The following is an 18,842-nucleotide window of genomic DNA, read 5'->3' on the forward strand; positions in this document are numbered from 1 at the left end:
ATTTTTTACTATAAACTTCTAAATAATTTCCACTTTATAATTGTAGAATGTTGCACCTTTTCAAATCTTTCATTTTGTTTTTAAAGACTTAAAGAACTCTTTTATTTTACATTATATATTTTCTATATTTTTAAAGCAAATTTCTCTTGTGCGTTGTCCAGGACATACTATACAATTTTTAAATTATGGTTATTCTTAGTATATCAGAGTATGCCAGAAAAATATTAAAATTATCAGAAAGACTTTTTATTCTCGCTAAGGGTACCCTTAATAAGTTGGACACCAGGTATAAAGAATGCTTCTTCTTAATCGGTACGCCTAAGTTCTCCCCAATCTTTCCCATCTTTTTTCCGAAATATCTTTTTTACCTATTTCGATAAATTCGTCAATGATCTTTTGTTGCAATATTTTTTCCATCACCAGATTTTTAGAGATCTTTATTTGATGTCTAAATCCATTGGCAGGATAATCATTTTTAAAAGCAAGGACATTAATGCTGTTGTCATCATAAAACACTTTAATCTCATAATTATTTTTCTCAAAAGAATAAGATATTTGTTTATATAAATACATTCCCATAATTTCTTCATCCTCCACGATTTTATAACTTAAATTCTTCAGGTTCTGCGCTTTTATAACTATCCTGACAGCCTTTAAATGCCTGGTTAATGGCATCCCACATTTTCCTTAATTGTTTTTCATCCCAGTTGTACATTCGTTTATTGGAACATTGGGATAAACCTCGAAAACTGTCCAGAACTCTTCTAACTCTTCTTTCAGCCACCCGCTTAAAGCGTTGTTCTTTCGTTTCACCTTTCATATAATACCTCCTAATAGTTACAGTATTTATTATTTAATATACACAAAAAAAGCTGTGATGTCAATCATTATATCATAAATAATGATGATAAAAAAATAAGATAGGGAGATAGTTCGATTGACATAGTTAGTTTATTCTCTTATAATAAAATGAGGTGATTTTATATAAAGAAACTCAAGTTAAGAAGCTGTACAGGGTATTAACATATTGCTAATAGGAATTAACCAAAGTAATACCTTTTAATGTGATCAGGATAAAGCATTTTTTTGAATTCAATATATAGGGCAAGTGGAAAAAGTAAATGAAAAAAACTTATCAGCAGTCTATTGACGAGATTGTTAAATATAATAAAACTGATTTAAAAACAGGGTTGTCCTCAGCTGAAGTAGAAAAGCGATTGGATGAGATAGGGCTCAATCAATTAGAGGAAAAGAAAGGCCGCACTCTATGGGATATGTTTTTGGGTCAATTTAAAGATGTTCTAGTGCTTATTTTACTTATTTCCGCTTTAGTATCATTTATTTTAGGGGAAGTTAGTGATGCTATTGTTATTACCATCATCTTAATTTTAAATGCCACTCTAGGGGTAGTCCAGGAGTATAAAGCAGAGAAGTCATTAGCAGCATTAAAGAAACTGACCACACCAAATGCTTTGGTAATAAGAAATGGAAAACAGGTAAAGATTAAAGCTGCTCAATTAGTGCCGGGTGATATTGTTCTTTTGGAATCTGGTGACCACATACCCGCTGACCTTCGCCTTACCTGGGTAACTAACTTTAAAATACAAGAGGCTATCCTAACCGGCGAATCAGTACCTGTTGAGAAAAAAAGTGACTTAATAGATAAAGAAGGTCTTTCTATTGGTGATCAGAATAATCTGGCTTTTATGGGGACTTCAGTTATCTCCGGAAGGGGTAGAGGGATTGTAGTAAATACAGGGATGAAAACAGAGATGGGTCAGATTGCAAAAATGTTAGAAGAACAAAAACAAGAAGAAACTCCACTACAAAAAAAATTAAACCAAGTTGGTAAAAAACTAGGTTTAATTATCTTGATGGTAGTGGCATTTGTAGTTTTGTTAGGTTATTTACGCGGTATTGAATTCTTTGAGATGTTTCTTGTGGGAATTTCTCTGGCTGTTGCCGCCGTACCGGAAGGGTTGCCTGCAGTGGTAACGATTGTGTTAGCACTTGGAGTACAAAGAATGATAAAAAAACACGTTATTGTCAGGCGTTTACCGGCGGTAGAAACCTTAGGCGCAACGACGGTTATTTGCTCTGATAAAACCGGGACTTTAACTCAGAATCAAATGACAATAAGAAAATTAATTCTTCCGGAGAAAAATATCGAAGTAGAAGGAGAAGGTTATCTGCCGGATGGGAAATTTTATCAAACCGAGCAAGAAATTCTTCCTCAAACAGATCCGGATCTGTCCTTATTATTAAAAGGAGCAGCTCTCTGTAATAACGCCGAACTACAAAAGAATATTGATAATGATCAGTGGGAAATTATTGGTGATCCTACCGAAGGTGCTCTGGTAGTAACCGCCGCAAAAGCTGGTTATAATAAGAAAAAATTGGAAGAAGATTATCCTCGAGTGAATGAATTTCCCTTTGATTCAGATCGTAAACAAATGTCCACTATTCATCAGACAACCGATGGAAACCAAATTGTTTTTGTAAAGGGAGCTCCCGATCAAGTGTTAGATGGTTGTAAATATTATCAGAAAAATGGTAAGACAAAAGAGATGGGAGAATCCATAAAAAATAAGGTTTTATCTCAGAATAGAGAATTGGCACAGGAAGCATTACGGGTTTTAGCTGTGGCTTATAAATTAGTGGATATTAAGAAAATAGAAAATTCCCCTAGAATTAATGAAATAAAAGATACTGAAAGTGAACTAATCTTTTTAGGATTAACAGCTATGATTGATCCGCCTCGTAAAGAGGCTATTGAATCAGTAAAAACCTGTCTTAGAGCCGGCATACATCCGATTATGATTACGGGAGATTATTCTCTTACTGCAAAAGCAATAGCGACCGAATTGGGTATTTACCGTTTAGGAGATGGAGTAATCACCGGGAATGATTTAGAAAAAATGTCTCAATCTGAATTAGAAAAGGCAGTGGGAAATACCACCATCTTTGCCCGGGTATCCCCACGTCATAAATGTCGTATTGTAAGTGCTTTACAGAAGAATAAACAAATAGTAGCCATGACCGGTGATGGAGTAAATGATGCACCAGCCCTAAAGGAATCGAATATCGGGATTGCCATGGGCATTACCGGAACAGATGTTAGCAAAGAAGCCTCCGATATGATCCTAACCGATGATAATTTTGCTTCTATAGTAAGTGCTGTTGAAGAAGGACGAAAGATTTATCAGAATATTAAAAAATTCATCCATTATTTGGTTTCCTGTAATCTAGGCGAAATAATTGCCATATCTGGTGCTATTTTAGTGGGATTACCTAGTCCATTAATTCCTATTCAAATACTCTGGGTGAATTTGATTACCGATGGTTTGCCTGCTCTTGCCTTGGGTTTAGAACCTACAGAAGAAGACATTATGAGAAGACCGCCTCGCGACCCGAATAAAGGAATATTTTCGGGTAAAATGGGTTTTAATATCTTTTCTCAAGGTATTTTTATCGGATTTCTCACCTTAGGTGCTTTTTACCTAGGTATTAGCTTTTATTCCCTGGATATTGCCAGAACGATGGCCTTTGCTACCCTTAGCTTTTCTCAATTGTCTCAATCACTAAACTCTCGCTCTGAAAAATTTTCTATTTTTAAAATAGGTTTATTTAGTAATCTTTATTTAATTATGGCTATTGTTATTTCCGGTTTCTTACAATTTATCGTAATTTCAATAGCTCCCGTGCAATTTATTTTTAAAACAGTTCCCTTAACTTTAAATCAATGCTGGATTATTATTATTTTATCTTTATCTCCGATATTATATGTTGAACTTCTTAAGCTAATGAAGCTCACTTATAAAAAATAAACGAATTCATTTACCCTCATTATTACTATAATTTATCAATCCCATGTTGTTTAAGCCATTCTTCAAACCCACCTTTTTCTTCAAAAAATTCTTTGTCATAATTTTCCTCTAACTTTTTTATCTGGGCAGCCAGCAAAGGTTGATTGTGAAGCAATTCATCTATCTTTTTTTCAAAATAAATACTCTTTATCACCAAATCGTTCAAGTCAAGATCTATTTTCAATATCTGCACCAGCTTCTCGGTAATTGCCTTTATCGCTTTGGGATTTCGGGTTTGGATATAAACTGGTATTTCTGCAACGAAAGTAGTCATTTCTATCCCTTTCTGGGGAGAAAGCTTGGTCAGTAAAGTAGTAAAGCTTGACGGACCCTGATAATTAGTCCATCTAATTCCCATCTCTTTGAGTTCTGCTTTTTGCTTTATATCAGATACAGAAGCGGATATCCTTATTCCTCGGGTGTGAGGAGTTGGTCCAGCAACGCTTCCTACGAAATATATTTTTTTTACTCCAAATGCTTCAGCTATTTTAAAGATACAATTAGCATATTCGTTCCAGTTAAGATTCGGCTCTTTACCGGAAAATAAGATCAAATTATTCTTTTCCTCATAGAAAAATTCATTTTGAGGATATTGAAAGTCTATAATTAAACCATCTTGAATTTTGGTGTTAGGTCTGAATTGAGCTGCCTCATACATTGCTCCGGGAAAATTAAAAAGATAAAATCTCTGAGCGTCTATCTCAGCAAATCTGTTGAAATGTAGTTTAAATCTTAAATATTGGATAGTGCCAGTGGAGACATTTCCTCCATCCATCCAACCCGAAAAACCCATAACCATGATTGGATTTTTTAATCGCGGTCTGTGGTAAATTCTTAAGTTTTCCATTTCTATCCCCCTTTCTTTTTAAAGTAAAAATAAATTAAAAACCCTATTATAAATATTTTATCATAATGAAGTAAAATATCGAAACGCTATGTTTGGCAATAAATTGAGGTATTGCAATATCATAAAATTATTCAATACAGCTCTTTCTAATATGTCCGACAATGTAGATATATTAATTATCATAGTCAGGTGAGCTGAAAAAAGGGAGGCGAGAGGGGCATGACCAACAAGCAATCTTTCTTTATGTGTTTTCTCTGTGCTAAAAGATTAATCTTCATATTTCCATTTCTTTTTGATTTCTATCAATAAAGTTTTTTTTAGTTTGACAGTTAAAATATTTTTTCAGCAATATTTCCAATTCTTCTGTTGCTTTCATCACCTTTTCTTTATTAGTTTGGAATCCATCGATAGGAAAAAAGATATTTTTTGAATCTTCATCAATCTTACCAATATTTGATTGTCTCCAAATCCATCTTCTGGTTCTGATTCTTTTCGCATCGGCGTAGACTAATTCTCCGTTATCTAAAATTTCCGCTCCCTCTTCTCCTAAAGGGATAAAAGTATCTCCCTTTTTGGAAAATCTTACCGCAATTTCTCCTTCTAAAGCATCTATGTCATGTGCCCCCATGGGTAGTATATATTTTAAAGAAATATAATTTACCAAATCTACCACAGGATTTATGGAAGGTAAAACATTACCCTTGGAGATTCTTTTTACCATCGCTTCCACTGAACTCAAAAATTTATTGGGGTTAAGATTTAGCTGAGTAAAAGCATCTCGATAGAGGAGGATCTCTGGATATTCTTTTAAATTTATCCCCGCAAGATTATTCTTGAGGTTGCTCATTTCTTTTTTCATTAGGTTATATATTTCGAGAGTGCTTTGCTGATTATTAATCTGCTTCCCTACGATAATACCAAAATATAAGTTTGGTAATTTTTTAAACACTTCATTGTATATTTTAAATTTCATAGTCAGTTCTCCTTAAAATACCTTACTTTTACAAATATCCAAACCGTAGTTTTTATTTTTTTAGAAATTCCTCGGTCTTTAAAATACGGGCATACCCTGCAGAAAGGGTCTGTGCCGAGGCTAATTTAATCTGCGCTTGATCTAACATGCCTAGATTTGGTGTACCGGTAGCATCGATAATAAAATCAACATAATAATCTCGGTCATGGGCTTCTCGAGCGGTAGATTCACAACAAAAGTTAGTCATGAACCCTACGATAACCACTTGGTTGACCTTTAATTTATTTAAAAGATCAGCTAAGTTGGTATTAAGAAAAGAATTATATCGATTTTTAATAATTTCAGGTGCGTTCTTAATTATAATGAGATCATCGATGTATTCTGCTTCTAATGATCCTTTTCTAAACCCTATTTTGCTTGTTTTTCCGTTAAAATCGTACATTCTACCGGCATCTGAGCCATCCGGATTATGTAAATGTCTAATATAAACTATAGGTAAATTTTTATTTTCAAAATATTTGATTATTTTATTAATGTTTTTGATTACACTTTCACTATTATTTACTTTTAATCTAGAATGATTTAAAGAATAAACCTTTTGAGCGTCTATGACTAATAGAGCAATATTTTTCATTATTATCTCCTTTAGTGATAATATTATGATAATTGTTTAATTCATCTTTGAATTATATTATAATATAAATAAAGGCAATAATCACCTTCTATTTTAATACTAACTTTAATACAAGAAAAAAGACCTTTCCTGAGCTATCCCAATCGGGTATTTTTCTTAAGGGGCTCTATAATACAAAAATTTGGAAAGAATGAATGAAGAATTCATTTTCAAGAGAAAACGAAATTAAAGTTTATTTTTGCATCTAAATTTTACTAAACAGGAAAAAATCTGAGGAGGAGTTGCCGATGAAAAATAAAAAGGGCTTTACCTTAATTTCATTATTAATAGTAGCCACACTTATCGGATTATCTGCCTTGATCGGGTTAAGATTCTATTCCGGTAATACTGGCTACCAGCAAGGAAAGACAGAAAATACCATTTTTCAGGAAAAGGCTAAAGACACTCTAGTGCAAGCTAATGCTGAAACCATTCAAAGCTTATTACAGGCAGCGCTTGCTGATGGAGATATCAATCGTAATGAGGCTGTAGAACTGGCTCAAAATGCCGGTTTGCAGAATCCTTATAATGAAGAGATGATGAATACCTCAGAATGGTTTCCGGAGATGGCTGATACCCCTGGTGAAATTCAGATTACCTTACTGGAAAACACTTTTTATATTCAAGGATATGGAGCTGATGGCTTACTTCTTGGTGTACTTACAGTAGAAAAATAATATAATAGATAAACATATCCGTCTCTATCTTAAAAGTAATAATTATCATTGACAAGAAGTATCGATTGTGATATTAATACCACAAGTATGAAAAATACTAAATATCCGATAAGTAGAACAATTCAGAAAAAAAGGAGAAAAAAATGCATAATCATTCTGATTTATATTTTACTACGGTTACTGTAGGGAAAAAAGGTCAAATTATTATTCCCGCAAAATTACGAAAAGAACTTTCAATTGCTCCCGAAGAACAATTAGTTATCCTTTCCGGCCTTCATCAGGAAGGTTTTGTGGTGTTAAAAACTCAGTCATTTATTGAAAGGCAGGAGAAGTTTAAAAAATTGACGGAACAATTATTTGGTGGAAATACCACTAGTACGAAAGTATAAAAACAGTTGAAAAATAAAGAAAACAAGGAGTGATGAAAATGAAATTGCAAAAAAGCCATTTTTCAAGGAGAGCATTTTTTACCCTTCTCTTGGGAGTAATATTTTTAATGGTAAGTCCTTTAGTTGTCTTTGCAGCTTCCTCCCCAATTAATTTAAATTTGCAAGAGAGTATTCAAATTGCTTTGGAAAACAATATAGGTTTTAAAATAGCTGAATCGACGGTAGATGTAAGTCAGGCTCAAGTGAAAGAGGTCGAAGGAGCAAAGAAACTGAATATGAAATTAAAAGGCGGCATCCTTCAGATGAGCGAAACCCTTGACGAAGAAGATGTTGCGGCAGGAGATTACAGCAATCTTTTTGATCTTGCTCCGTTAGCCCCGGTTATTTCTATTAGCGCGTCGAAAATTATATATAGCGGTGGAAAAATAAAATCACTCATTGATCAGGCAGAGGCCAATAAGCAAATTTCTTTGAACGACCTGGAGAAAGAAAAACAAGCAATTATTTATAAAGTTACAGAGGCTTATTACCAAGTTCTGCAAACCGAAGGAATAAAAAGAGTCAGCGCTCAGGCAGTCAAGCAGATGCAAGCTCATTTGGAAACATCAGAAGCACTGTTACAAGAAGGAATGATTGCTCCGATAGATTTGAATCAAATTAAATCACAATTATCCAATCTCGAACACAATCTGATCAAGGCAGAAAATAGTTATGAGTTGGCTATGTATAATATTAATTCTATTATGGGTATTGATCTAAATGCAAAATGGCTATTGGAGAATAATCTATCCTACGAGCCCTGCGCAATTAAGCTAGAAGATGCTTTAGTTCAGGCTGGAGAGAATCGATCCGAAATCATGAATATTGCCCAACAAAAAAGAATAATGGAAGAAATGGTTGATGTAGCCAAAAGCAATAGAAAACCCCAGGTAGTATTCAATGCTGAGTCGGGAATAACCGGCTGGCAGGCTATGATCGTAGCAGAATATTCTCTATTGGATGGTGGTGTTAACAAAGCCAAAATTGAACAAGCGGAGATAAAACTTGCTCAGGTAGCCCAAAGTGAAAAGCAAGTGAGGCAATTAGTTGAGTTTGAAGTACGTTCTGCTTATTTAAATATGAAAGAAGCTGAAAAATTAATTAAGGTAGCCGAAGAAGGCATACAAAATTCGCAGGAAAGCTTTCGAATTGCCCAGGTAAAATATAATGAAGGTATTGCAACAAATACAGAAGTGATTGATGCCCAAAGTACCCTTATTGAAGCTGAGACAAACTTTTTAAATGCTCTTTATGATTATAATATCAATCGCTCTGCCTTAATTAAAGCAATGGGAGCAGGTAGCTGACCAAAAGAAATATGTAAAGATAACCCCTGGTTATTGTTTATTATTACCTTATTTTATGATAAGCATTTTTAAGGATCATGAGTTACTAAAATAAAAAAGAAACTTAATTAGAAGAAAGAGGAAATATTTTATGAAAATTAAGAAAAGAAAACTGTTTTTTATCTTTTTAGTTATGGTTATTATCGGTTTATTGGCATTTAGAATCACCAATAGATTGAGCGAAAGACAGCAGGAAGATGTTTCAAAATCACAAGAAAAACAAGAAGTTATTATTCCGGTAAGAACTGCGCTAGTAGAAAAAGGTGAAGTTAATTCTTTTTTAAAAGTTACCGGTGTAGTGGAAGCGAATGAAACAGTCAGGGTAACTTCTGAGATTATGGGACAGGCAAAAGTAGTAAAAGTTAAAGAAGGTGAAGAAGTTAAGAAGGGCGATATACTCATTATTCTAAGCGATGAGCAAATTAAGATTCAGGTGGCCCAAGCTCAGGCGACCTTGGATTCTATACAAGCCTCTTCTGATAAAATAAAATCCGGGGCGCGGCCGCAAGAAATTAAACAGGCAGAGTCAGCCCTGCTTCAAGCGAAAATGAATCGGGATAGTGTAGAGGAAAATTATCTGAGAATGAAAACACTTTTTTCTGAAAAAGCTATATCTGAACAGCAATATGAGCAGGCAAAAAATCAATATGAGATAGCAAGCGTTCAGTACCAGTCTGCCCAGGAAAGCTATGAATTAATCATAGAAGGTGCTGCGGAAGAAGATATAAAATCAATTGAGGCTCAGGTAAGACAGGCTAAAGCCGCATTGGATATGGCAAAGTATCAATTGAAAAATACCCAGATTACTGCTCCTATTAATGGTAAAGTGACTTCTGTTTCTGTAAGCTCAGGTGAAATGGTTTCGCCTTCCGTCCCTTTATTGTCTATTATAGATGTAAGCAGTATATTTGTTAAAGTAGGGATTTCAGAGAAAGATATTTCCAAAATAAAAGAAGGCCAAATGGTAAATCTTGAAATCGATGCTTTTCCCAAAGAAAAATTCCAGGGGAAAATCGTTTCCAAAGGTGTAGCAGTGGATCAAATAAGTAAGACATTAGAGGTAAAAATTGAAATAATTGAACCGAAAGTAGCAATTCCCATTGGCGTTTTTGCCCGAGGAGATATTCTTGTAGAGACTAATCAGGATGCATTAATCATTCCTTCCAGTGCTTTGACCAGAAAAAAAGAAGGGATATATGTTTTCGTGATTGAAGAAGGAATTGCCAGACAAAAAGAAGTTACCTTAGGCATTATTCAAGGTGAAAAAATAGAAATTCTGAATGGATTATCAGAGGGAGAAAAAATTGTTATTCTTGGTAATCAAGAGTTGGAAGATGGATTAAAAGTAGAAGTGTTGGACAAGGAGGAATAGAATTGAATTTACCTAATTTTTCGGTTAGCCGGCCGGTTACCATTTTAATGCTTTTTATCGGATTAATTCTGATAGGTCTTATTTCATATCAGAATTTAGGATTGGATTTATTGCCTGACTTATCCTTTCCGATGTCCGCCATTATTGTTTCCTATTCGGGAGTAGCTCCCCAGGAAATAGAAAATATGATTACAATTCCCCTGGAAGAAGCGGTGGGTACCATTCAAGGTGTGAAAAAAATTTCCTCTTATTCTCGGGAGGGAAACTCTCTTGTTTTAATGGAGTTTAACTGGGGTACAGATATGGATGTCAGTGCTATGAATATTCGGGAAAAGATTGACCAGATCAAGGGCTTTCTTCCTGATGATGCCAGTGATCCGATGGTCATTAAATTTGACCCCGCATTGATGCCGATTCTGGTTTTGGGAATGGGTTCGGAGGAGAGAGATTTACAAAAATTACAGAAATATGCAGAAGATATAATCAAACCCCGTCTGGAAAGAATGGAAGAGGTTGCCAGCGTATCTATTAATGGAGGCCTGGATAGAGAAATACTGGTTTCGATTGATAATGATAAACTTCGTTCCAACCAGTTAAGTTTTAGTCAAGTTACTGCTGCTTTGGCCGGAGAAAATGTTAACTTACCGGCGGGTACATTAAAGGAAGGTACCATCAATTTTCTTATCAGGACTTTGGGGAGATTTGAAAGCACTCAAGATATCGAAAAAATATTAATCTCTAATATTCGGGGAAACAAAATTTATTTGGGTGATATTGCTAAAGTTGAAGATACCTTTAAGGAAAGAAATTCAATTACCTATGTAAACGGAAAACCCGGAATCATGATAAGCTTACAGAAGGAATCGGGTAAAAATACGGTTACTGTAGCCAAAAGGGTATTTAAAGAACTTGAGACTATCCAAAAATTACTTCCTGAGGACATATCTATCACCCCGGTTTTTGATTCTTCTGATTTCATCGAAAAGACCATATCGCAAGTAGGATGGGTGGCTTTATACGGGGCGATTATTGCAGTATTTGTTCTATTCTTTTTCCTGGGTAATTTAGGCAGTACCTTAATTATTGGTTTTGCCATACCTATTTCTTTGATTTTTACCTTTACCCTGCTTTATTTTTCTCATTTAACCTTGAATATGATGACTCTGGGAGGTTTAGCTTTGGGGATCGGCATGATGGTAGATAATTCCATTGTCGTTTTGGAAAATATATTCAGGTATAGAGAATCAAGAACCGGTATTAAAGAATCTGCTTGCCTGGGTGCAAGTGAAGTAAGTACGGCAATTTCAGCTTCCACTTTTACTACTATTGCAGTATTTTTACCCATTGTATATGTTCAGGGAATTGCCAGTGAACTATTTAGACCCATGGGATATACCATTACTTTTTCTCTTTTAACTTCTTTATTGGTGGCCTTAACCCTTGTTCCCATGCTTTCTTCGAAAATTATGCACTTTAAAGTGCAGGATAATAACTCGTCTATTTCTAAAGAAAATATAGTTCAAAATTCTCTGAGTCAGAGTGGAAGAATTTTTAATTTTGTGAAAGAAGAATATAGTAGATTACTTAGCTGGTCTTTACGACACCGGGGATCGGTGTTTATTTTAGCTGTACTTATCTTTGCTGGATCAATCATGTTAATCCCTTTTGTGGGAACAGAATTCATCCCATCCAGTGACCAGGGACAATTTAATATCAACATTACCTTACCTACCGGGACAAACCTGGAAACTACCAGAGAAGTTGTCAGTAAAGTGGAAAAAATTGTCTTGGAAATACCGGAAATGAAAAGCATATTAACTACGGCAGGAGAGGGCTCCGGTGGAATGGGATTTAGTACCGAAGGCGGCAACAGCGGTACCATTATGGTTAACCTGGTGGAACAGAACAAGAGAGATAGAAGTACGGCACAGATTATTAACCAGTTAAGAGAAAAAATTGGTACTTACCCTGATGCCAAAATAAAATTTTCGGAACAATCTATGTCATTTTCCTCCGGGTCGGATTTAGAAGTAAAAATATCCGGTGATTCACTGGATGAATTGGAAAATATTGCCAATCGTATTTTGGTATCGCTAGAAGAAGTAGAAGGTGTGTATGACCTGGAGAGCAGTGTAGAAGATGTACGTCCGGAGTTACATGTGAATATTGATCGTGAAAAAGCAAATCTCTATGGCTTAAATACTGTTCATATTGCTTCTACGGTTCATGATGCTCTTTTAGGTAGAGTTGCCAGTATTTATCAGGAAAAAGGAGAACAAGTTGACATACGGATTAGATTGGAAGAGGAAGATAGAAATAGTATAGAGGAAGTAAAAAATCTACTGATTAGCTCTAATACCGGATTACAGATTCCTTTAAAAGAAATTGCAGAGGTCATTGTAGGTTCTGGACCCAAAGGAATTGACCGTGAAAATCAACAGCGAATAGTGAATGTTTCCGGAAATATCAGTGACCGATTTTTAGGTAAAGTGATCCAGGATGCCCAGAAGCAATTGGAAAAATTAGTACTGCCAGAGGACTATCACTATGAATTTGTTGGACAAAATAGGGAAATGCAAGAATCTTTTTTGCAACTCGGCCTGGCATTGGTTTTATCCATTATCCTGGTTTATATGATTATTGCTGCTCAGTTTGAATCCCTTTTAATGCCCCTTGCAGTCATGTTTTCCGTTCCTTTTTCTCTAATCGGAGTTATTTTGGGATTATTACTAGCCGATAAAAGCTTGAATGTACTTTCTTATATCGGTATTATCATGCTGGTAGGAATTGTGGTCAATAACAGTATTGTTTTGATCGATTACATTAATAAACTTCGACAAAAAGGGATAGAAAGGAAAGAAGCTATCATTTTAGGAGGTACAACCCGTTTAAGACCTATTTTAATGACCATGTTTACCACGGTTCTTGCTCTGGTTCCTATGGCATTAGGCATCGGAGAAGGAGCGGAACTTAGGGCACCAATGGCGATCACTATTATCGGAGGTTTGACTTCATCTACCTTTTTGTCATTGATTATTGTTCCCATTTTTTATACTTTTTTGGATGATTTAAGCCAAAAAATAACCGGAAGAGGGAGAGCAAAAAACTAGTTAAAATATTCTACGGGTAAAATTATCAAGAAGAAGTTCAACCTCTTGAAACTGATTGTTATTTGCGTTCCAGGATGTATAATTTTAAAATGGTCTCGGATGATAACAGACAAGTTGTTGAGACCAGATTTTCATTTGTTTGGAAAAAGGAGATTAGATATGAAGGGGAAAGCGACGGTTCTTTGTGAAAATTGTATATTTAACCAAATTGGGGCGATTGCTGAACATGGTTGGTCAGTCTATATTGAAAGCGATCAGGGAAATTTTCTTTTTGATACCGGTCAAGGTAAGGCAATTATTAATAATGCGCTGTACTTTAAAAAAGATCTTTCCACTATTCAAGGGATTATGATTAGTCACCATCATCGTGATCATACCGGTGGTCTTTTAAGTGTTTTAGAACAAGTAGGTAAAGTAAATGTATATGCTCATCCTGATCTTTTTAAAAGCAGCTATGTAATAGATGAAGGGAGAGAAAGAAATATCGGAATTCCTTTCCGCCAAGAAATATTAGAAAGCCAAGGAGCTCAATTTAAATTTAATACTAGTTTTAAGGAAATTGTACCAAATTTAATGTTGAGCGGAGAAATTCCCCGTTTGACTGAATTTGAAAAGGTTGGTAAAAGATTTTTACTTAAAACTGGGGAAGGTTATATTCAAGATCTTATTTTTGATGATCAAACATTAATTTTAAATACTGAGAAAGGACTTATTATTATTTTAGGATGCTCACATTCAGGCATAATAAATATTATTAATCATATCATTGATAAAACCGGCCAAAACCATATTCGTGTCATTATAGGTGGGACTCATTTGGGTCCGGCAAGCGAGGAAACAAAGAAAAAAACAATTCAAGCTTTAAAAAAATATGATTTAGAAAAAATTGGTGTTTCTCATTGTACCGGATTGGAAACCTCCATGCGATTACTTCAAGAATTTGGAGATCGTTTCTTTTTCTGTAATGTAGGAACCGAGATAGAAATATAGCAATAACAGGGTAGACAAAAAATAAGCAAAGTTATCAATCTATATAAATTATTTTTTCAATAGGGAAGAAAAAAATATATTAGATTAATTTTAATCATGGTTTATGGAATTTAGTTTTAATAACATAATAACTACCAAGAATAGATCTATATTGAAATTTAAACTTAAACCACATATAAAATATTCTTTTTGGAAATTCTAACAGAATATTTTTTTTAAATATAAAAAAGTATTGACAAAAAAGGTTAATTATGAGAGAATGTTAGGCAAAGGCTAACTAACTATTGAGGTGATATTTTGAAAGAATATCATGATTTATTTAGTATATTTAACAGTTTTTTGCGAATTAAGACAGAGTGCAGATTTTGTATTAACGATAAGTATAATGTATCAGAATTAACCTTCAAACAGATTGAATATTTAAAGAAATTTGATGAACACGAATATGTTACCGTAAGCCAATTAGCTGAAGATTTGCATTTATCTAAGCCATCAATCACCGAAATGGTTAAAAAGTTTATTCAGTTAGATTGTATTAAGAAGGAACAGTGTAAGCATGACGCAAGAGTTTATTACCTGTTTCTCACCGAAAAAGGTAAAGGGATTGCCAGATTAGAGAAACTTGCCGATGAGGATTTTATTAGAAAGGTGGGCAATTCTTTAAGTGAAGAAGATATTAACTTATTGATAGAATTATTATTAAAAGTGGTGTAAGATTCTCTTTTTTTTACTGTGAAAGTTAGGTTAAGCTTAACTAACTATTAAAAATATTACAAGCAGAAGGCTATTGAAAAGAGAAAATATCGAATGTGAAATAAAAATCAATAGAAATTTTGAAAGAAATTAAATAATTCCTATGATATGAAGGAGATATTCATTTGATAGGTAATCGGAGCTGCATTAATAAAAGAAATCATGGAAATGCAAGAATTAATAGTCATAAATAAATATAAGAAACGAGGTGAAGATTATGAAAGATAACCATGTGAAAGATGAATTGGTTATTATAGCGATGCCTGGGCATGTATTGTTTAAAAGAATAAAGAGTACGATAAAAATCAAGAAATCCTTGGGTGAAAAAATAGATTCAAGAATTAAGCAGGATGATAACTATGCTATTATAATGCTATTAAAAGAAGGATGTGATTCAGAAACATATAAGGAAAAAGATTTATATACGATCGGAAGTCTTGTAAAAATTGAAAAGATAGTAGATTCAAAAATAACCTATGATATCGATGTAGAAGTATTGGATAGAATAGAAGTGAAGAATATATATCAGGAACAGGATTTCTATGTCGGTAAATACGAAATGGCACCGGATATTGAGGATTTGGACAAAAATACGCAAAATCAAATGCTTGAATATGTGAAAACGCTCGCTGCTGAAATTAGTGGGAAATTTATAGGTTCCGAAAGTTATATTCAATATATCCAAAGCATGAAGGACTTGGAGCAACTTATAAGTTATTTGATGCAATTCATCAGTATATCCAGTTTTGAAAAACAAGAGTTATTGGAAATTAGATCCAGAAGAAAGAAAAGTTTGAAGTTTTTAGATATTTTAATAAAACAAAAGGAAAATATCGAATTTCAAATGGAGATGAATGCAAAATTAACCGGTGAAGTCAATAAGCAATATAGAGAAAAAATGCTTAGAGAGCAGTTAAAAGCAATACAGGAAGAATTAAATGAGGGCAAAGAACCAGAAAGCAAAAAGAAGGATTATTTACAGCTAATCAATGAATCTAAAATGCCGGAAGATGTGAAAGAGATTGCCCGAGAAGAATATGAAAAATTACAAAATCAAAGTCCGAATGGTATAGAGACGAATGTAATTAGAAACTATTTAGATTTATTGACGTCACTTCCCTGGGGGAAAAGTAGTGCAAAGGAAGTAGATATTAAAGAGGCTAAAACTATTTTAGAAAAAGATCATTATGGGCTGGATAAAGTGAAGGAAAGAATCATCCAACATTTAACTGTCATGAAGCTTAAAAATAATCAACAGGGTTCAATACTCCTTCTGGTGGGACCTCCGGGAACCGGAAAGACCAGTCTGGGAAAAAGTATTGCCAAAGTGCTTCAAAGGGAATACCTGAGAATAAGTCTCGGAGGAATAAGAGATGAAGCAGAAATAAGGGGACACAGACGGACTTACGTCGGTGCTCTTCCGGGAAGAATTATACAGGGAATCAAAAAATCAGGAACTAATAATCCGGTTTTTATATTGGATGAGGTTGATAAATTATTGGCTTCCAATATGGGAGACCCTTCGAGTGCATTACTTGAAGTCCTGGATCCTGAACAAAATAATTCATTCTCTGATCACTATCTGGAAGTGCCCTATGATTTATCCGATGTATTTTTTATCGGAACAGCAAATTCGCTGAGGGAAATTCCGGAACCGCTTAGAGATAGAATGGAAATCATTCAGATTAATAGCTATACAACGACAGAGAAATTTCATATAGCAAAAGAGCATCTGATTGATGAAGTTTTGGTGTGCCATGGACTTACGTCTGAACAATTAAAAATTGAAGATGATGCGGTAAAGGCGATTATCGACAAATATACTCGGGAAGCGGGTGTTAGAGGAATTAAAAAGCAATTATCAGCGATAGCAAGACATGCGACAGAAAAAATTGTCGTTGATGAAGTGAAACTTCCTTATATTGTCAAAGAAGAAATGTTATTTGATATTTTAGGACCTGAAATTTCAATTTATGATAAGGTTAAAAAATCAAATCCACCCGGCGTGGTTACCGGACTGGCCTGGACGCCGGTTGGTGGAGATATTTTGTTCATCGAGAGTGCCTTTATGCCAGGGAAAGGTGAGTTAATGTTAACCGGGCAGTTAGGCGATGTCATGAAAGAGTCAGCCAAAATATCTCAAAGTTTGATTCGATCAAGGCTGGTTTTAAAATTGAAGGAAATTCATTTTAATAAACATGACCTTCACATTCACATACCGCAGGGCTCTATACCTAAGGATGGTCCGTCAGCAGGTGTAACACTATTTACGTCAATAGCATCACTGTTTACTGGAATACCCGTAGATCCAAAAACAGCCATGACTGGTGAAATATCTTTAAGAGGTGCAGTGCTCCCGGTAGGAGGAATTAAAGAAAAAGTAATAGCGGCACATCGTTCTGGTATTAAAAAAATACTCCTTCCTCTGGAAAATAAAAAGGACCTTTGTGATGTTCCTGATGAAATAAAAAAAGATATACAGTTTGTTTTTATCGAAACCATAGAGGAATTAATTCACGAGACATTAGGTATCAAATTGCCAGAAGTAAATAAATTTCATCTTCGTACTATAGATACAATCGATATGAAACAGAAAGTGTAATATAATAGGTAAATATAATAAAGAGGACGTTTAGTTTGACATAAAAGTATAAAAAGTACAACGGGAAGATATGGGGAAAAAGTAAATCCATATCTTCCCGTTTTTTATGGTTTTTTCTCTACTTGAGAAGCTAATCTCATTCGGATAAATAACCAGGGTGCACCAAAACTGATCCATACACCCAATAACAGATAACGAAAAAACCGACTCAATTGATAGAAAAGTTGGCCTTCCGAAGGCAGAATCAATTTTAATCCAAGATATAATATTCCTATTCCAATAATCCCAAGCAAAAAACTGAAAAGCCGCTGCAGCCAGTTCCCAGGTTGAATCCCTCCAATAAAGGAAGAAAAAAATAACAGACCATAGCTAACACCGGTTAAAGCAGCTACCGAACTGATAATATCCGGTGATGATTGAATTTGTAATAAAATTACCGGGAATAGCGTAATACAAATAATTTTAAATATTAGGTTTACCTGAGTAAAATTAAATTTGATCTTTAATGAAATAAAATAAGTTAGGCCAAGAATGAGCCCACCAAATAACCATCCTCCTAGAACATCGGTGGGGAAATGAACCCCCAGATAGATACGAGAAAATCCAATCAAAATAATCAATATAACAGAAAGGTAACGAATCCAGGGTTTCCTTTTCCAGTAAGCTATACTCCCCCAGACTACCAGGGAAGACTGGGCATGGCCGCTGGGGAAACCATATCCGGAAGCAAGAGATTTTTGAATTTCCGGTAAAATTTCAAAAGGGCGAGGCTGCTGAAATAGCTCTTTTAGCCCGGTATTGACATAGACGGATAATAAAAAGATAATCCCGACCCTAATTCCCAAATAAAAGTCAACACACCAGAGAAGGAAAGAGAATAAAAGCAAGTAAAATAATTCATCTCCAAGTAAGGTAATCCCTCGGAAAAAAGAATCCAGCAAAGGTGAGTCAATCTGTTGAATCATGATAATAAAATGTAATCCCCGCTGAAAAATGGTATCCATTTCATCACCTTCCTCGTTAATTATATTGTTTTATTATATCAAAAACTATCGAAAAATGCTTTTTTGCAAAAAATAATTATTTTGTGTTGAAATAGTGTAAAATAGTTTATACCCAAAAAAGTATAAATTATCTTAAAAGAAAGAAAAAATGGAAATAATTATTTTTTGAATTAATGAATATTTTAATTCTTAATTTTTTAT

15 protein-coding genes are annotated in these 18,842 nt (G+C 34.3%); 9 read left to right on the forward strand and 6 right to left on the reverse strand.

All coding sequences use genetic code 11. The annotated features are described in order from the left end of the window. Positions 1-318: 318 nt before the first annotated feature. Together ENO17_06180 and ENO17_06185 are read right to left on the reverse strand one after the other, a co-directional pair. Positions 319-573 (reverse strand): hypothetical protein, encoded by a 255-nt coding sequence (locus ENO17_06180; GenBank protein ID HER24616.1) that lies wholly within the window; start codon positions 571-573, stop codon positions 319-321. A gap of 28 nt (positions 574-601) precedes the next feature. Further along, on the reverse strand, positions 602-820 hold the full coding sequence (locus tag ENO17_06185; protein ID HER24617.1) for a hypothetical protein: 219 nt from the start codon (positions 818-820) through the stop codon (positions 602-604). A 301-nt stretch (positions 821-1,121) separates the two neighbouring features. On the opposite strand from ENO17_06185, the gene ENO17_06190 reads away from it, so the two are divergent. Next, entirely contained in the window at positions 1,122-3,827 is a 2,706-nt protein-coding gene (locus ENO17_06190) for a calcium-translocating P-type ATPase, SERCA-type (protein HER24618.1), read from the forward strand. 25 nt (positions 3,828-3,852) lie between these two features. Here the strand turns inward: ENO17_06190 and ENO17_06195 are convergent, their stop codons facing one another. From ENO17_06195 to ENO17_06205, 3 genes are all read right to left on the reverse strand, one after another. Next, complete coding sequence (locus tag ENO17_06195) at positions 3,853-4,713, reverse strand: hypothetical protein (protein HER24619.1); 861 nt, start codon at positions 4,711-4,713, stop codon at positions 3,853-3,855. Positions 4,714-4,987: 274 nt separating this feature from the next. Further along, positions 4,988-5,686 carry a hypothetical protein gene (locus ENO17_06200; GenBank protein HER24620.1) on the reverse strand — a complete coding sequence of 233 codons (699 nt, stop codon included), beginning with the start codon at positions 5,684-5,686 and terminating at the stop codon, positions 4,988-4,990. A gap of 52 nt (positions 5,687-5,738) precedes the next feature. Further along, the gene (locus ENO17_06205; GenBank protein HER24621.1) at positions 5,739-6,320 is read right to left on the reverse strand and encodes a cysteine hydrolase; all 582 of its coding nucleotides are present in this window, start codon (positions 6,318-6,320) and stop codon (positions 5,739-5,741) included. Positions 6,321-6,607: 287 nt separating this feature from the next. Between ENO17_06205 and ENO17_06210 the strand changes: the two genes are divergently transcribed. The 8 genes from ENO17_06210 to lon all read left to right on the forward strand — a co-directional run bounded on the left by ENO17_06210 (position 6,608) and on the right by lon (position 17,637). Then, positions 6,608-7,036, forward strand: coding sequence for a type II secretion system protein (locus ENO17_06210; protein HER24622.1), 429 nt, complete (start codon positions 6,608-6,610; stop codon positions 7,034-7,036). A gap of 143 nt (positions 7,037-7,179) precedes the next feature. Further along, positions 7,180-7,425, forward strand: coding sequence for a hypothetical protein (locus ENO17_06215; protein HER24623.1), 246 nt, complete (start codon positions 7,180-7,182; stop codon positions 7,423-7,425). Between the two features lie 32 nt (positions 7,426-7,457). After that, positions 7,458-8,771: a TolC family protein gene (locus ENO17_06220; GenBank protein HER24624.1), complete on the forward strand. Its 1,314-nt coding sequence runs from the start codon at positions 7,458-7,460 to the stop codon at positions 8,769-8,771. A 130-nt stretch (positions 8,772-8,901) separates the two neighbouring features. Next, positions 8,902-10,182, forward strand: coding sequence for an efflux RND transporter periplasmic adaptor subunit (locus tag ENO17_06225; GenBank protein ID HER24625.1), 1,281 nt, complete (start codon positions 8,902-8,904; stop codon positions 10,180-10,182). 2 nt (positions 10,183-10,184) lie between these two features. Next, positions 10,185-13,292, forward strand: a complete 3,108-nt coding sequence (locus ENO17_06230) for an efflux RND transporter permease subunit (protein ID HER24626.1) — start codon at positions 10,185-10,187, stop codon at positions 13,290-13,292. A gap of 99 nt (positions 13,293-13,391) precedes the next feature. Further along, a complete protein-coding gene (locus ENO17_06235; GenBank protein ID HER24627.1) occupies positions 13,392-14,282 on the forward strand; it encodes an MBL fold metallo-hydrolase in 891 nt (296 codons plus the stop codon). 297 nt (positions 14,283-14,579) lie between these two features. Then, entirely contained in the window at positions 14,580-14,996 is a 417-nt protein-coding gene (locus ENO17_06240) for a MarR family transcriptional regulator (protein ID HER24628.1), read from the forward strand. A 256-nt stretch (positions 14,997-15,252) separates the two neighbouring features. Beyond that, entirely contained in the window at positions 15,253-17,637 is a 2,385-nt protein-coding gene (lon, locus tag ENO17_06245; GenBank protein HER24629.1) for an endopeptidase La, read from the forward strand. A gap of 104 nt (positions 17,638-17,741) precedes the next feature. On the opposite strand, the gene ENO17_06250 is transcribed toward lon, so the two are convergent. Further along, on the reverse strand, positions 17,742-18,641 hold the full coding sequence (locus ENO17_06250; protein HER24630.1) for a phosphatase PAP2 family protein: 900 nt from the start codon (positions 18,639-18,641) through the stop codon (positions 17,742-17,744). Between the last annotated feature and the right edge of the window lie 201 nt (positions 18,642-18,842).

The sequence above is a fragment of the Candidatus Atribacteria bacterium genome (assembly GCA_011056645.1).
Taxonomy (GTDB): Bacteria; Atribacterota; Phoenicimicrobiia; order Phoenicimicrobiales; family Phoenicimicrobiaceae; genus Sediminicultor; species Sediminicultor quartus.

What these genes read in the sequence shown, in the direction of transcription:
- ENO17_06195 (HER24619.1), bottom strand. Translation starts at nt 4,713, where the DNA reads ATGGAAAACTTAAGAATTTACCACAGACCGCGATTAAAAAATCCAATC.
- ENO17_06220 (HER24624.1), top strand. Translation starts at nt 7,458, where the DNA reads ATGAAAATGAAATTGCAAAAAAGCCATTTTTCAAGGAGAGCATTTTTT.
- ENO17_06250 (HER24630.1), bottom strand. Translation starts at nt 18,641, where the DNA reads ATGGATACCATTTTTCAGCGGGGATTACATTTTATTATCATGATTCAA.
- ENO17_06190 (HER24618.1), top strand. Translation starts at nt 1,122, where the DNA reads ATGAAAAAAACTTATCAGCAGTCTATTGACGAGATTGTTAAATATAAT.
- ENO17_06235 (HER24627.1), top strand. Translation starts at nt 13,392, where the DNA reads ATGATAACAGACAAGTTGTTGAGACCAGATTTTCATTTGTTTGGAAAA.
- ENO17_06210 (HER24622.1), top strand. Translation starts at nt 6,608, where the DNA reads ATGAAAAATAAAAAGGGCTTTACCTTAATTTCATTATTAATAGTAGCC.
- ENO17_06215 (HER24623.1), top strand. Translation starts at nt 7,180, where the DNA reads ATGCATAATCATTCTGATTTATATTTTACTACGGTTACTGTAGGGAAA.
- ENO17_06185 (HER24617.1), bottom strand. Translation starts at nt 820, where the DNA reads ATGAAAGGTGAAACGAAAGAACAACGCTTTAAGCGGGTGGCTGAAAGA.
- ENO17_06205 (HER24621.1), bottom strand. Translation starts at nt 6,320, where the DNA reads ATGAAAAATATTGCTCTATTAGTCATAGACGCTCAAAAGGTTTATTCT.
- ENO17_06225 (HER24625.1), top strand. Translation starts at nt 8,902, where the DNA reads ATGAAAATTAAGAAAAGAAAACTGTTTTTTATCTTTTTAGTTATGGTT.
- ENO17_06200 (HER24620.1), bottom strand. Translation starts at nt 5,686, where the DNA reads ATGAAATTTAAAATATACAATGAAGTGTTTAAAAAATTACCAAACTTA.
- ENO17_06180 (HER24616.1), bottom strand. Translation starts at nt 573, where the DNA reads ATGTATTTATATAAACAAATATCTTATTCTTTTGAGAAAAATAATTAT.
- lon (HER24629.1), top strand. Translation starts at nt 15,253, where the DNA reads ATGAAAGATAACCATGTGAAAGATGAATTGGTTATTATAGCGATGCCT.